Below are 15361 nucleotides of genomic sequence, written 5' to 3'. Positions count from 1 at the left end.
CTATCCTTTCACCATCATATAACGCTGGTAACGGTAACGTAGAAATAACCAGCGAAAACCATTATCCAAAAGGGTTCCTGCCCAAATACCAGGCAAGCCCCAACCAAGAACAATGCCCATCAGATAGGCTGTCCCGATACGGATACACCACATCCCAATACTTATCGCATAAAAGGGGAGGCGAGCATTCCCCAAACCCTGCCAAACCGCCGTATAAATAACTGTCCCTGTCGCCATAGGAGTTCCTAGTAGAGAGAAAAATGCCACCAAAACACTAGCTTCGACCGCTACAGGATCGGTCGTATAGAGATGGGTCAGTGGTGTCCCCAAGGCATAGATACTGAGAGTTAAGGGCAACATGAGAAGCAGAGAAAGCCAAAAGGTTTGCTTGCTCAAATCATCTACTCTTTCCCAGTTATCCTCTCCAACTGCTCGAGCTACCTGCATGACCGTCGCCGTAGCGACGCCAAAGGCAGGCATATAGTTAAACTGGGTCAAGACTTCTCCGACTGCATTTCCCGCTACAGCCTCCGTCCCAAAAGACACAACTAAGGCAATGATCACTACATCTCCGGCCCGCATCATGAGACGTTCGCCTGCTGCTGGTAAAGCCAAGGTCAATAGTTCCTTATCTAAACCAACAGTCGGTTTCTCAAAAGGCAACTTTAATTGCGACCACAAAATCACAAGACCGACTAAGCGAGACAAGATAGTCCCCCAAGCAACACCCGCTATGCCCATATCAAGAATAAAAATAGCTAGGCTTGAAAAAAGAATATTCAAGGCATTGGATAACAGACTCACATAGAGGGGGAGACGCGGATTATGCGTTGCACGAATCAAGGCGCCTAGACTGGTCATCAAGCCCAAGAGAACAATCGATCCGCCTACCAAAGATAGGTAGAGTCCACCACTCTCGGCCACAGCCTGCTCAGTTCCCAAAAGTCCAATCATTTCTTGCCCAGCAAAGATAGACAAGGCCCCTAAAAGCAAACTCAGTAGCAAGGTAATCTTCAGCGCTTCAGTCACATGATAAGCTAGCTTGGACTGGTCTTTCTGCCCCATACTTTTTGAAATAACACTGGAAATAGCAGCTCCCAGAGCGATGAAAATCGCCTGATAAATCGTGATAATATTGCCAGCCACTGAAACACCTGAAATAGCGATTAAGCCCAAGTGAGCGACCAAGTAACTGTCCACCATTCCCATGAGCATTTGCAAAAAGTTTTCACCCATAGCTGGCAATGCAATATTAAGAATGTCTTTATTTTTCTTAAACAATCCTTCCTCCTGATGAAAAGAAACTCAGTTGGTTTCCCAACCGAGTTTACTCCCTCTGTCTTAAAGCCCTAGATAAGCCTCCACCGCTGCTTGCATGTCAGCAGCTGCCACTGTTGTTTTATGACGAACCGGAGCTGTTTCAAGGCCATCAACCGCTGGTGGCACTGCCACACCTGAAATGTCATGTAATTGAGCCAAGGCTTCAAAGTCAGTTAAGCCTGCTTTTCCTGTTACAGCTTCTACTGCAACCACCGGGAACTTGTATGGACTAGCTGTTGAAGCAATCACTGTCTTAGTCGCATCGCCAGTCACCGCTTGGTATTTTTTATAAACTGCTGAGGCAACTGCCGTGTGAGGATCCTCGATATAGGCATCTATTTGATAAACACGTTTAATTTCTGCCGCAGTTTCTTCCTCAGTCGCATATTCAGCTGCAAAGAGATCCAGAATCTCTGCATCAAAGTCTGTCAATTCATATTGTCCTTGTGTACTCAAGGCATTCATGAGTTCAGCTGTCTTAACCGCATCATTCCCCAAAAGATGGAAAATTAAACGCTCCAAGTTTGAAGATACCAAGATATCCATAGATGGACTAGTTGTTACTTTAAACTCACGTTTCTTGTCATAGACACGGGTTTTAAAGAAATCTGTCAAGACATTGTTATCATTTGAAGCACAGATCAATTTGCCGACTGGTAGACCGATTTGCTTAGCGTAAAAGGCAGCCAAGATATTTCCAAAATTTCCTGTCGGTACTGTGAAGTTGACCTTTTCACCAGCCACAATCTCACCAGACTTGACCAACTGAGCGTAGGCATAAACATAATAAACAATCTGTGGTACCAAACGACCAATGTTCATAGAGTTAGCTGATGAAAATTGCAGTTTATTAGCAGCCAACTTTTCACAAAGAGCTACATCGTTAAACATATGTTTGACGTTAGTTTGCGCATCGTCAAAGTTACCATCAATAGCAATAACATGAGTATTGTCGCCAGTCTGAGTAGTCATTTGTAACTCTTGTACCTTGCTGACACCGTCTTTTGGATAAAAGACGATAATCTCAGTTCCAGGTACATCCGCAAATCCCGCCATAGCAGCTTTTCCAGTATCACCAGATGTCGCTGTCAAAATGACGATTTTGTTCTCCAAACCATGCTTTTTAGCAGCAGTCGTCATAAAGTATGGCAAGATAGACAAGGCCATGTCTTTAAAGGCAATGGTTGAACCATGGAACAGTTCCAAATTGTATTGCCCATCCAGTTTCACCAATGGCGCAATAGCTGGGGTATCAAATTTGCTATCGTAGGCATTGTTGATACAGTAGTCCAACTCCTCTGCAGTAAAGTCATCTAAAAAGGCTGACAAAACTAACTTAGCCACTTCTTGGTAAGAAGCATCTTTCAATTTTTCAAAGTCCAATTCTACCTTTGGATAAGTAAGCGGTGTAAACAAACCACCATCCGTCGCCAAACCTTGCAAAATGGCTTGGCTGGCAGTTACTGTATTATTGGCATCACGCGTTGATTGATAAACTAATGTCATGAATCTCTATCCTTTATCTATAGTCTCTTCCATTATATCATGATTTTTCAGAAAATTCTCCCTTTATAAGAGAAATTATAGACCCAATTCTTTCTTCAAAGGCTCTAAGTAAATCATTTCTTGCTTGCCTCTCTTCTCCAGTCCTTCCTCAGCTAGAAGGAGTAAGCCTTTTGAAAACTCAACAATTGCAGATTCTTCCTCATCTGTGAGTTTTTTCTTAGAAAATTGTCGCCTTAAAGACTTGTAATCACGACCAGCTGTGGTAAAAAACGGAGCCTTTTGCAAATAAGTTTCTAATTGATCTAAATTAACCAACAATCCCAAGTGAAAGGCAGCAGAAGCAAAAGTCCTATCAAGCGGCTGAGTACACACACTACGAAACTCAACTGTTCCTCGAGTCGTTAAGTCTTGGTACTGGTAACTACGATGAGTTTGGAAATCCTCCTCCTGAGGATAGATCAATACCTCATCCCCATTAAGGGTAAATGCCTGGATCTCAGGTGTAGTCAAATAATCTTTTGCTCGAATTGGATAAAAATAATAGGTTTCACCATCCCGTTCCGCAGTAAAAATCGCAGAGTGATTCAGATAATCAAAAAAATCATTCTCATCTTTGAAGAGTCTGGCATTAACACCTACATTTTCAGGATAAATCCCATGCATAGACTCTTCCCAAAAAATATCCCTTGAAATCTTAGTATCCCAATCTTCCCCTGAAAACTCTGAATTAGCAAACAAATACGCTTTTGCTGCTTCAATTTGCGTAAAAGCATTGATAACACGCAGGTAGTTGGACTTTGAAACGTCCAGTTGAACTTGGCTCCCACAGATAAAAGCACCATATCGTGGATAATCGTGTAAATCCGTTCTTGGAACGGTTCTGCTCAACTTCAAATAGTTCATTAACATCTGATAGCGTGCAGAAGCAACTGGTTGATTATCATTCTTCTCCCAGTAGGGATGGATTCCAGAACCAGCAATGGCATGCTTTGTTTCACCCAACTTTTTCTGAATCAGATCCATGTAGTCTCTAAAACGCTCCTCAACCTCTTGAATGGATTTAGCCCTACCAAAAGCAAACTCAATGGTCGTATAAGCAACTTCAAATAAGATAGTATCCTGACTTAAGGGATCTAGCAACTGAATTGGATTACCAAAATCATCAACTTTTTCGATAGTAAAGCCCAGTACTGATGGTAAATACCGAAACAGTTCCTTAACAATCTCAATATCCGTAGCCCTACCCTCTAAATTTACAACAGGATACTCCAGCTCAACCCCAACAAATAAATCAGGCTTCTCTTTTATATTTTCTAAGTAGCGCTTCTTAAGCAAGTCAACCGAACGAGACATTAACCACCAAACTCTTTCATAATCTACATAAAATGTGAATAAGTAATATTATACCAAAAAACACACTAAAAATGATTAGAATAAGAAGAAAAAGATAATTCATCAGTTATCTGTACTTAAAGAAAAATATCAAAATCTTCACCAAATCAAAAAACAAGGTCCGAAAACCTTGTCGTTATTACTATACCGGCGGCCAACAAACTAGCGTTAAAATAAGTTTAAATAAATAACAAAAAAGCGATTAAATCAAGATATTATCACACGCTAGTTAGTATTGAAATTAAGGAAATTGACCAGTGGTTGACCAAATAAATTTTTAGTTTTTACTATAATTTCTAAGTTGAAAATTTAATAATCACAATTTTTGATACATCGTTCGATACCGTATTCGGCGCAATCGATATAGTCCAATTTCCATTCTTAAAATTAGTTTAAATAGCGCAGTCTTTTAAACTAGTTTTGAGAATCCAAAAAATCTTCCTACATATGTAAGAAGATTTTTTAATTATTCTATGATTGTATAATCTCCACTATCTAATAAATCTATTACTTTTTGAACAAACTGAGTTGAAAGTAAATCTACTATATCAGCTCCATGAGTTTGAAAATTCTCATCTATTTCTTTGATTTCTAATTGAGTATTTTTTTCTACTCTTTCTTCTGTAATTGGGGTATGAAAACTATATTCACCAATTTCATAATACAAGAAATAAAGATATTTTTTCTCACCCAAGCTATAATCAAAAAAATCAACTTCCTTATTTTTATCGTAGTCATAGTAACTATTTTCCTTAATAATATCGTTTATTTTTTCATTATATAGTTTTGTATAATTTTTTTGATAACTATATACTCGTTGTATTTTTTCCCCGTCATACTTTTTATGAATTAGTTTGGGGCTGAAGTTTAATAATAAATCTTCTTTCATACTATAGTATTTTTCTTTTTGTTCCTTTGCATTTTCAATATTATCTTCTTTGTATTTATAGAACCCACCTTGCTTATAATCTTTTATTTTATCTCGATAGTTTTTTGCTCTTTTATTAACAGAATATATACATTCTGCAATAATTTGATTTGTTATTTTTTTATTCTTAATTAAATCAGTATATCTCTTAGGAGTTCTCATTTTTTAACCCTCATATTGTTTCTATCTTATAGTATATATTTTAACAAAAATCTTCTTATTATAAAACAAGAAGATTTTTTATTATTCTAGTTCTTTCTACGTACTGTTACAAGTCCAAATGCTCCAAGAATTGCACCGAGTACCAACATTGCAACACTCGATGACTCGCCTGTATCTGGCAATGATTTTGCACGTTCTACTCGTGAATAAATCGGCTTACTTGATGCCTGTTGCTGACCCACATAAGCATGTCCATTCACAGTAACATTGCCTTTGTCATCAATAGTGACTACCTTATTATCGTCAAGCACTCTGTTCAAACTGCTAATGTCAAATTTAGGAAGTTCATCAGCAGTTGGTGCTCCGTTAGGAATTGCAATGATAGTTCCGTCAGGCAATGTTGCGATGACGTTATCTTTTGCTTTTTCTTCCAAATCTTGAAGCTTGTCAAATTTATCTTGAATTTTATTAAGTTTTACTTGTTCAGCTTCAAGTGTGGTTGCTATTGCATCAACAAGATTTTTTGCGCTTTTAGCTTTAGCTTCAGCATTTTTAAGTGCATCTTGTTTTTCAGCTAATGTTGTTTGAGCTTTAGCCAAATTGATTGGTGCTTCAACATAAGCTTTTAGTTTTTCCTCAAGAGCTTTAGCTTCTTTAACCAAGCTGTCTTTTTCCTCAATCAATTTAGCTTTTTTAGCTTTAAGAGCTTCAAGTTTTGATTCTTGTTTTGTAACTTCAGTTTTTACATCAGCAAGAGCTTGAACTTTTTGTTCTTGAACACGTTTAGCTGATTCAAGAGCTGATTTAGCATCATCAAGAGCTTGTTTCTTAGAAGCAAGGTCGGCTGAGAAGTTATCAACTGCTTTTTGAGCTTCAGCTTGACGTTTTTGTGCGCTGTCAAGAGCAAGTTTTGCAAGACGCAAGTTGTTTTCAGCAACAGTAGTTTGGATTGGTGTAGCAGTAGCATCAGCCAATATCTTTTCTGCTGAAGTTTTAAGGTCTAAAGCGTTAGCATAGTCAGTTGATGCTTGTTTAAGAGCATCATTTGCTTTTTCTGAAGCAGTTTGAGCTGTATCTTTTTCAGCTTTAGCGTCTTCGTAAGCTTTTTGGATAGCTTCAGCATTTGTTGGGTTTACAAGAGTTGTACCTTTATTGCTAAATGCAATTACAAGCCAGTAATCACCGTTGATGTTTGCAATATCAAGACCAACGTTTTTAGCAAAATTAAGGTTAGCTTTTAAGTGTCCCCAGTTTGAATGAGCGTCATCAAATGATGTACCTAGCAAAGCTTTAACAACGGCTTCTTTAAGGTTATACATTGATTTGAAGTCATCTTTTGAACCTAGACGTTCTAGGTTTTCAACACCAGCTCCAATGTGTCCGTGTGTAAGTGGGCTCTTACCACGTTGTTCGTATTCACGTGCACGACTAGTTGCTAATTCGATAGCTTCTTTAGTAACGCCAGTGTTTTCTTTTGATGTTACAAGATATTTAGAGTTATCTTTCAATTGTTCACGGACTTGTTTCAATCCTTGAACATACAAGTGAGAAATTTCTTCTTTTTGTGCTTGAGTTAGATTGTCGATATCAACAGGTTGGCTCTTAGCATTTTTACCAATTGAAGTTTCTGTATTTTCAATAGCTTTAGCACCAGAGTCAGTCATGAAGTCATCATCACCTGATGCAATGTCTTCTTTGAATTGAGTCAAATCTGGAATTTTGACAATATCAACGCTATCTAAAGCTTTTGTAGCTTTATAAAGTTTATCTTCAGCTTGAGAAAGTGTTGTTGTAGCACCATTAGCTTTTGTAGTAGCTGATTCAAGGTTGCTTTTAGCGTCATTTACTAAAGTTGCTTTAGCATCAACGTCTGCTTGAGCGTTGTCAATAGTTTCTTGACGTTTTTCATCAGCTTTCTTAGCATCAGTCAAAGCTGTGTCTGCAAGAGTAACATTCTTTTCAGCACCTTTAGTTTCAGCTTTAGCTTCGTCAAGTTTATCTTCAGCTTGAGCAAGTCCAGTTCCTGAAATTGCGTCTTTAGCTGATTGAACTTGAGTTTCTTTAGCAGAAACATCAGCGTTAGCATCTTTTAGTTCTTGTTCAGCGGTAGATACACCTGTTTGAGCTTTAGTTACAGTTTCAGTTTGAGTTGCAATTTTTGCATCAGTATTAGCTGTTTCTGTTTCGTTGGCTTTTTGGTCAGCAAGGTTAGCTTTCTGGTCAGTTTTATTAGCTTCAATGTTTTGAGGTGTAGCTTTAGAAGCAATTTCTTCAGCGTGTTTAACAGCGTCAGTAGCTTCAGTAACTTCTGTTTGAGCGCTAGACACTTGATTGTTAGCGTCATTAGCTTTATCTTGTGCATCAGTAAGTTGTTCTTTAGTTTTTTCTACAACTTGTTTTTGAGCATCAAGAGCTGGTTTTACTTCTGATGATTTTTCAACAGTTTTTGTTGTAGGTTTTTCAACGATAGCTGGTTCATTGACACTTGTTGCCGTAGCTAGTTCAGAGTTAGCTTCTTGAGCAAGTGCAGGCACACCAGCTGATGCAAGTCCAATAACTGCTGTACTTGTCAGAATTTGCAATTTTTTCATCAATTTCTCCTTTAATCACTTATTGAGTGATTTTTATAGTTTCATTATATTATTTTATCATTTATTAGTGCAATATTCAACACTTACTATTATTTTAAGTGTAATTTATGCTACTTATTATTTATAATTTTTATCTTTACAATAATAAGTGAAGGTAAAAAAATATGAATCAAAATAACTTACAAACATTTATTGCAAAAAGAATTAGATATTTACGTCTTACAAAAGGATTAAGTCAAGAGAAACTCTCAGAATTAGCTGGACTGGGTTCTAAACATATTCATAACATCGAAAACGAAAAATATAATTTTCAAATACAAACACTGAATAAAATTCTAACGGCTCTTGAAGTAGATGAAAAAACTTTTTTCAACTTTGATTTCCCAATCCAAAGTAAAGAAATTGAATACATCATCAGTCAACTTGAACAGCTTCCAGAGCCACAAAAAACAGATATAATAGATGCAATATCTACTTTATTAAACAATATAAACAACCGCTGAGAAAATCTCAGCGGTTTATTTTTATCCCAAAATTATCCTCTAAATTACTTAGAAAATTTCCTCTCCAAAATGAGTCATTTATATTCTTGTAAAATTCAACTAAATACTGTTTAAATGAAATTTCTGTTATTACTCTATTTTTATTTTGTTCTTCAATCTTTTCTTTATACTTTTTAAACTGATACTTCTCGAAATCATAAATTTTAGTAGCAAGTTGAGAAACTGCTTTTTCATTCTCATGTTTCAAATAAGATTTTTTGAACTTATTAACAGATTTTTCAAGATTAAAAAGTGGTATAAATTCTTGATTTTTTAACTTATTATAGAATTCATCTACTTCTTTTAATCTACTATTGTGTTCATCAAATGATAATTCTGGTGCTACAGATTTCAATATTTTTATGCGCCCTCTAACATCCTCTAATAATTCACCTACTCTTTCAGCTTGTTCGATGCACAAATTTTGATTTCCAAACCAATCTTCCTTTAATCTCTGTTGGAATTCTTCTAATAAAGTACTTATAGTTAATTCAAAATTAGTTTCTAATACTTCATCATTAATTAACTGCATAATTGTTGATTTAGTATGTAGTTGAATATGAAAGAAATTAATCGGTTTTTGACGTCTTTCAATCTCCAGTTTTAATGAAAAAAGATAGTCTTCATTCATTAAGTAGCGAGGCTTACCAGAATTTTTAAACATTTCTCTAATTTGCTCTTCTGCTGTTTTAAAACCTTGCAGTTGCAATTGCTTCACTAGCTTATCTTCTTTTTTATAGAGACTATCCCAGCTCGAGAGAATTTTTGGATTTTCCCCAAATTTTGGAAATACATATAAATCATCAGCAACTTCCTTTCCTTGGAAATTTTCGTATATTTCTGTTCTGCGTTCTCCCTCTGAAAACTGTAAATATCGTCCTAGTACATCCTTTTTCAAAATATCACGAATTTGTTTTTCAGTTAAATCCATATAAAATTCTTTTTCTATTTTTCCGCCAGGGTAATTTCTAATATAATCCAAAGCTTCTTTTACATTATAGTACTTTTCACTCAATATACTATCCTCCGAATCGTTATTTTCAGCTTATCAAATATAATTTCCTAATGCAAATTTTTTTATTTTTTTCCTTATGGTGCATTTGACGACTAAAATATTTTTGAATGATAAACTGAAAATGTAAATAAAGAACGTTCAACTATTTACCAAAAAAATTAAAGAAAGCACTAGCTTTAAGCTAGTATAGGTGTCTTCTTATGACAAATAATGAAAAATTATTGCAAACGGGATTGTTCGGGAACAATGCAAATCAATCAGATAGTTCGATTGTAAATGACCGTCGAACTGCTCCAATTCTTACTAATCTCTCAACTTGTATTGCTATCAGTGTTACAGAGCCAAAACCATATTTTCCGATTGTCGGTTTTGAGAAAAATAGTAATGGAAAAAACGCTCCTATTTTTTCAGAAAAATCAATTGGTTATGAAGTATTTTTATCAATGCCAAAGGACAATGGAGCTGTTAAATTGATTAGTTTAGTTGTTCCAAATTTGGATATTGCAAACAAAATTCAGTTCAGACATTTGTATCAGTTAGTCAACCCGCGAGGTCGTTACAAGTATAAAAGTTATGATGTTATAGAAGTTTGGGCTGAAGACGTTAAAGAAGTTAGTTTAAAGTAGAAAGAAAATAGATATGAAAGATATTTCTAAAGAATTAGATAATTTAACAGCGTTTGACCTTCCTATCGAACTACGTAGAATTTTAGCAGCATACATAAATTCTGAAGTTCAAGGACGAGTTTCATCTTTTGTTAATTTGAGTTTAGTTTACTCAAACGGTCGTTACACTGATTTCATTCGTGCTTACATGTATTTTGAACTCATGCGTCGCAAAATGTTAAAGGAAATGGAAGAAATTTGTAGGGTTTTATGATTAGATATAGGTTAAATGAAAATACAGGTCATTTAATGCCAAGCTTGCCAAATTTCGTAACTCTGCTTCAAGTAGTTGGAGCAGGGTTACTATTTTGTGGCTTTATTATTAAATGGCTAGTATTTAAAGGAACAGAAGTTGGTATTCTTAGAAGTGAAGCACAGCTTGGTTTGAATTTAATAGTGATTGGAATAGCTGTCTTGCTTTTGACGAATCTTGTTTTATTGGTTCGATTTGTTTTTAAACTATCAAAATTTGGTTCAGTATCTCTATACTATCAGCTAAGGTTGATAGAACGACAGACACACTCTGCGTTGTTAGATTCAGCAACTGCGAATCGCAAACTTGGTAGCAAATTCATAGATGTTAGTAAGGCGCATGCGGACTTCGAGAAGTCAAGCAGGCGCATCACGGTTAAAATCAAAAAATTAGCTGACCAGAGTACTGAGGATTTAGAGACGTTTGCGGAAATGTTATCAGCTTGCTTAGTGGGAAAAAATCGTACACTCATAGTTTTAGATTATTGGTTAAGTGAAGATAAAACAGAATTTATCTATTTATTAGATGACATTGTAGAAGCTAAAGCAAGACAGCTAAAACCAAAGAAGATAACCGAATTAAAATCAGCTAATGATTTTGAAATAACAGTTGAAGAAGGCTTGACATTCTCAATGCTGAGAAATATTCACGCGTTAATTGTTGGCAATACCTCAAGCTCAAAGACAACATTCTTAAAATCGTTACTTACTCAAGTTTTTATGTTTGATTCAGAAGTTGATTTAACAATCTTAGATGTTAAATCTGAGTTCAGTTCTTGGACTTTTCTTCCAACAGGTGTAATTCTTTCTGATAGTGAAGAGATTTTAGCATATTTTGAAGATTTGTTGGAATTAGTTATTAAACGTGAAAAAGAAATTGCAAAATTATCAGCACGTGATGATATTACTGGCGCAACTTTTGTGAATTTCGGTAAAGAGATGAAAATGAAGCTATGTGTTATCGAAGAGTATTCGGCTATGCTTTCTAGCATCACGGATAATAAGATGAGAAGAAGGATTCAAGATTTGGTTTTATCTATCGTTTCACGTTCTCGTTCGAGTGGTGTCTACATGTGTATCTGCATGCAACAACCGCGTTCTGAATTGCTTTCAACAGCTATTAGGGATAACTTAGGTGTTCGTATCTGTTTATCAAATGGCGCAATAACTGACGAATTAGCTCGCATGGTATTTGGAGAAGCAGATAATATAGATAATCATGCGGTCAGATTTTCAGGTTATATCATGACTAGTGATGGACAGTTCAGCAAACCCAGACGATTCTGGAACATCAATCTACATGAGAACGGTTTGGAAAAGATTAGTATTTTTAAAAAGGCTTTTATGTACGGTATAAAGAATCGAAAATCATTGGAACAACCCGCGTCTAACCCTTAAAATTTGAAACTGTGCTGTGTTAATTCTTGAACCTTTTGGACGCCACATTTTGCTCCGTCAGTGGCGTCCATATCAAGAACATATCTAATCAACACAAATCAACACAAACTATTCATTTTGTGTCAAAAACAGAAAGGATTTTTATGAAAATTAATCAAAATGATAGAAAACGAAAATTTTTTGGTCAAATTTCATTTGAGTATGAACATAATGCAAATTCAAAATTAACTGAAAAAGCTTTTCGTGAATCAGTTATTCAACGGATTAAAGACTATTGTAAAAATGAAGAAGATAGGTATCATATTATTTTTCACGATAAAGATATAAAAGATGACGGAAGTTCAAAACCACTACATGCTCATTTTTATATTGATTTCAAGCATGCTCATACTTATTCATCTGTTTATAAAGCTTTATCAATTTCAAGAGAAAAAAATTTAGAATTTGTTCGTAGTTCGATAAAAGCATGCCGATATTTAACGCATCGCAATGAACGTAACATGGAAGAACATAAATTTCCCTACGAAGTCGCAGACGTTATTTCATCAGAAAATGCAAACTATATCGATGATATCATGGGAAAAATCAAAAATCACAGCAAAGAAAAAGCTGACAATGGTCTAGAAATAGACGATTATTGTTTAGAATTAAGCTATCTAATCTCAGAAGAAGGCTTACTTACAACTGAAGCAAAACAACAATTGTTTGAGCAATTCACTCAACGTATAGCACAAAAAGCATGGAATTCAAATAAAAGACAATTTGAGGAAAACAGACAAGAATTTATTCATAAGGAGTTTATTCGTATGAGCAAGGGGGAACGAAATCATACAGGTATTTATATTCAAGCTGAAGGAGGAACAGGGAAATCATATTTAGCACGCTTACTTGCAGAAGAACATGATAGATTAGGCGCACATACTCCATCTATTAATAAGAAACGATTTGATTTGGGTTCAGGTTATAAAGGGGAAAAAACAATTGTAATCAATGAATTAGATTCAAGTTGTGGCATGACTTTTCGAGAGTTATTTCAGATACTAGAACCAGATTCTGCAACTCAGCTTAGTTCACGATTTAAAGATGCGTACATCATCAATGACTTAACAATTATTACAAATTCAGATACTTATTGGGATTGGTGTGATTCGTGGTTTGGAAAGAAAAATAAAGAATATCATCAACTAATGCGAAGAATTAGATTTGTAATCAAAATGGCTCACGATGAAAAGAATAAAGCTATCAAAATTGAATTATGGAATTACACAGCTACACGCGATTTAAAAGAAAAAGCGAAACAAGCATTTAAAAAAATAGATACGTATACACTAAAAAGTGTAGAAAATGAAGAAGAATTTCGAAAAATTGCTTCGGGTATATTAGAAAGAATTAAAAAAGAAAAAAATATTGATAGTAAAAGAAAAGTTATCGCTACAATCCCAACCGACCAAAGTGAGTGTAGCGATAACTAAAACTAGTGGAAATAATAAATACTATTTCTGCTTCTATTTTATCATAGAAAGAGAAAAATTTATATGACAGATAAGATTTTAATCAAAATAGAGAATTTAGAAGTACAGTTACCTGCCTCTCATATCATCGTTAAGAAAGATGAATATCTTGACTTAAAAAACAAAGCATCACAGGGGCAATATATGAGCTTATCAGAGGTTTTAGAGATGGTTTCAGTCTCTCGACCTTGGATACTGGAACATGTTCTTTATCAGCCTGATATCCGTTCAAAAATCGATATTGATAAAAACAAAGATGGGTTTGTGAAATATCCAGACAGTCAGGGTGGACGGTACTACTTTTTAGCTAGCAAAACGAAACAATTTTTTGAAGAAAACTTTGCAGAAATTTTTAGTTTATGATACGATAATCAAGATAATATCTTGATTATCGACTTTTAGAAAGAGGTAATCATGTCAGTTTCATACAGAAAAAGAGGAAAAAAGAATTTATGGGATTATAGAATATTTGATAAGAACCGAAAGGTGGTTGCTTCTAATTCAGGTTTTAAAACAAAGCGAGAAGCTGAAATTGAAGCTTTAGCTCTTGAATTAAAGTTAATTAATGGTGCGATAATTAATAAAAATATTACACTCTTTGAACTTTGGGAAAAATGGTTAGAGTTAACAGTTAAACCACTTGGAAAGGCAGAGGCTACATTTAATAAACATTTATTACGTGGTAAGTTTATTAAAGAATATTTTAAAGATAAATCAGCCTTAAAAATCAAAGCAAGCGAATATCAAGCATTTATTAATAAGTACGCTGAAACAAATTGTCGTGACAATGTTAGTAGAATGAATGCGGAAATTAGAAATGTGATTGTGTTTGCTAAAAGAGATAAGCTAAATATAGAAGATATTACTGAAGGTGTCATTCTTTCAGGTCGTCCCCCCAAAAAAAGAAAAGATGAAAAATATATTCATAGTTTTAATGACTATCAAAAACTAGTAACATATTTAGAAAACAATCTTGATTTAACAACTTCAATTGTGCCGTTTTTACTATTGATTCAACTAAAAACTGGATTACGAGCAGGAGAGGTTGCAGGTCTAACGTGGGATTGTGTATTGTGGGAAAGTTCAGAAATCAAAACTTATAGACGATATGATACAGCTAGAAAGCGGTGGGCAAACCCAAAAACTGAAGAATCAATCCGTGTAATTCCAGTTGATAGTGATACGCTAACTATTTTAAAAAAATTAAAACAAGAGCAAACTGTATTCATTAAAAACGGCACAATTACAAATAACGAAAATATAATTTTAGTAGATTTGAATTATAAGATTGTAACAAATGCAGGAATCAATAAACATCTCAAGCAAATTTTAAAAGATTTAAAAATTTATCCACAAAATATGACAAGTACAGGTCTAAGACACACGTATTGTTCAACAATGTTAGCGAAGGGTGTTGATATTTGGGCAGTTTCGAAGTTAATGGGACACCGAGATATTAAACAAATAACTGAAACTTACGGCCATCTAATAAAGGAGAAAGCAGAAATTGAAAACAATAAAGTTAGAGCAGTATTAACAAGTTTAGTTAAAAAAAAGAATTATTGACCAAATGTTGACCAAAGAAAAAAGGAACGTTGATTTAATAACGTTCCTTAATACTATACTATACCGGCGGCCGGGGTCGAACCGGCACGTCCTTGCGGACACTGGATTTTGAGTCCAGCGCGTCTGCCAATTCCGCCACGCCGGCAAATAGTAACTGGGGTAGCTGGATTCGAACCAACGCATGAGGGAGTCAAAGTCCCTTGCCTTACCGCTTGGCTATACCCCAATAATATAAAATAGGCGAGTGATGGGGATCGAACCCACGCATGCCAGAGCCACAATCTGGTGTGTTAACCACTTCACCACACCCGCCATAATTCTATAAACACGGGCAGTAGGAATTGAACCCACACTGAAGGTTTTGGAGACCTTAGTTCTACCTTTAAACTATGCCCGTAACTAAAGGAATGGAAGGGGAGGGATTCGAACCCCCGAACCCGAAGGAGCGGATTTACAGTCCGCCGCGTTTAGCCTCTTCGCTACCCTTCCTAGTCATAAGTATATGGCGCGAGA

General features: G+C 35.3%; 13 protein-coding genes and 5 tRNA genes. 7 read left to right on the top strand and 11 right to left on the bottom strand.

Annotated features, from left to right (window positions below; genetic code table 11):
- The 5 genes from MK403_RS08275 to MK403_RS08255 all read right to left on the bottom strand — a co-directional run bounded on the left by MK403_RS08275 (position 1) and on the right by MK403_RS08255 (position 7899).
- Positions 1-1281 carry an MATE family efflux transporter gene (locus MK403_RS08275; protein ID WP_268709571.1) on the bottom strand — a complete coding sequence of 427 codons (1281 nt, stop codon included), beginning with the start codon at positions 1279-1281 and terminating at the stop codon, positions 1-3.
- A 60-nt stretch (positions 1282-1341) separates the two neighbouring features.
- Positions 1342-2826, bottom strand: coding sequence for a threonine synthase (gene thrC, locus MK403_RS08270; protein ID WP_268709570.1), 1485 nt, complete (start codon positions 2824-2826; stop codon positions 1342-1344).
- Between the two features lie 75 nt (positions 2827-2901).
- Positions 2902-4179: a gamma-glutamylcysteine synthetase gene (locus MK403_RS08265; RefSeq protein ID WP_268709569.1), complete on the bottom strand. Its 1278-nt coding sequence runs from the start codon at positions 4177-4179 to the stop codon at positions 2902-2904.
- A gap of 505 nt (positions 4180-4684) precedes the next feature.
- Positions 4685-5308 (bottom strand): hypothetical protein, encoded by a 624-nt coding sequence (locus MK403_RS08260; RefSeq protein ID WP_268709568.1) that lies wholly within the window; start codon positions 5306-5308, stop codon positions 4685-4687.
- Between the two features lie 86 nt (positions 5309-5394).
- Entirely contained in the window at positions 5395-7899 is a 2505-nt protein-coding gene (locus MK403_RS08255) for an SEC10/PgrA surface exclusion domain-containing protein (RefSeq protein WP_268709567.1), read from the bottom strand.
- Between the two features lie 164 nt (positions 7900-8063).
- Between MK403_RS08255 and MK403_RS08250 the strand changes: the two genes are divergently transcribed.
- A complete protein-coding gene (locus MK403_RS08250; RefSeq protein WP_268709566.1) occupies positions 8064-8402 on the top strand; it encodes a helix-turn-helix domain-containing protein in 339 nt (112 codons plus the stop codon).
- A 7-nt stretch (positions 8403-8409) separates the two neighbouring features.
- Here the strand turns inward: MK403_RS08250 and MK403_RS08245 are convergent, their stop codons facing one another.
- On the bottom strand, positions 8410-9456 hold the full coding sequence (locus MK403_RS08245) for a hypothetical protein (RefSeq protein WP_268709565.1): 1047 nt from the start codon (positions 9454-9456) through the stop codon (positions 8410-8412).
- 200 nt (positions 9457-9656) lie between these two features.
- Here MK403_RS08245 and MK403_RS08240 point away from each other — a divergent pair, with 200 nt between their 5' ends.
- The 6 genes from MK403_RS08240 (at position 9657) to MK403_RS08215 (ending at position 14848) form a co-directional block, all read left to right on the top strand.
- Positions 9657-10082 (top strand): hypothetical protein, encoded by a 426-nt coding sequence (locus tag MK403_RS08240; RefSeq protein WP_268709564.1) that lies wholly within the window; start codon positions 9657-9659, stop codon positions 10080-10082.
- 13 nt (positions 10083-10095) lie between these two features.
- Positions 10096-10335: a hypothetical protein gene (locus MK403_RS08235; protein WP_268709563.1), complete on the top strand. Its 240-nt coding sequence runs from the start codon at positions 10096-10098 to the stop codon at positions 10333-10335.
- Positions 10332-11771 carry an FtsK/SpoIIIE domain-containing protein gene (locus tag MK403_RS08230; RefSeq protein WP_268709562.1) on the top strand — a complete coding sequence of 480 codons (1440 nt, stop codon included), beginning with the start codon at positions 10332-10334 and terminating at the stop codon, positions 11769-11771. The genes MK403_RS08235 and MK403_RS08230 overlap by 4 nt, the downstream gene beginning before the upstream one ends.
- Before the next feature lie 143 nt (positions 11772-11914).
- Positions 11915-13243, top strand: coding sequence for a Rep family protein (locus MK403_RS08225; RefSeq protein ID WP_268709561.1), 1329 nt, complete (start codon positions 11915-11917; stop codon positions 13241-13243).
- 63 nt (positions 13244-13306) lie between these two features.
- Positions 13307-13645 carry a DUF771 domain-containing protein gene (locus MK403_RS08220; protein WP_181187238.1) on the top strand — a complete coding sequence of 113 codons (339 nt, stop codon included), beginning with the start codon at positions 13307-13309 and terminating at the stop codon, positions 13643-13645.
- Positions 13646-13696: 51 nt separating this feature from the next.
- Positions 13697-14848, top strand: coding sequence for a tyrosine-type recombinase/integrase (locus MK403_RS08215; protein WP_268709560.1), 1152 nt, complete (start codon positions 13697-13699; stop codon positions 14846-14848).
- Between the two features lie 61 nt (positions 14849-14909).
- Here the strand turns inward: MK403_RS08215 and MK403_RS08210 are convergent.
- The 5 genes from MK403_RS08210 to MK403_RS08190 all read right to left on the bottom strand — a co-directional run bounded on the left by MK403_RS08210 (position 14910) and on the right by MK403_RS08190 (position 15337).
- A tRNA-Leu gene (locus MK403_RS08210) sits at positions 14910-14993 on the bottom strand.
- 9 nt (positions 14994-15002) lie between these two features.
- Positions 15003-15074, bottom strand: a tRNA-Gln gene (locus tag MK403_RS08205).
- Positions 15075-15087: 13 nt separating this feature from the next.
- Positions 15088-15160, bottom strand: a tRNA-His gene (locus MK403_RS08200).
- A 14-nt stretch (positions 15161-15174) separates the two neighbouring features.
- A tRNA-Trp gene (locus tag MK403_RS08195) sits at positions 15175-15245 on the bottom strand.
- Between the two features lie 11 nt (positions 15246-15256).
- Positions 15257-15337 (bottom strand) — tRNA-Tyr (locus MK403_RS08190).
- Positions 15338-15361: the final 24 nt, after the last annotated feature.

Origin of the sequence: Streptococcus oralis (genome assembly GCF_026782285.1) — a bacterium.
GTDB lineage: Bacteria > Bacillota > Bacilli > Lactobacillales > Streptococcaceae > Streptococcus > Streptococcus oralis_CG.
The sequence above is the reverse complement of the archived record's forward strand: the minus strand, read 5'-3'. Positions and strand labels throughout refer to the sequence as shown.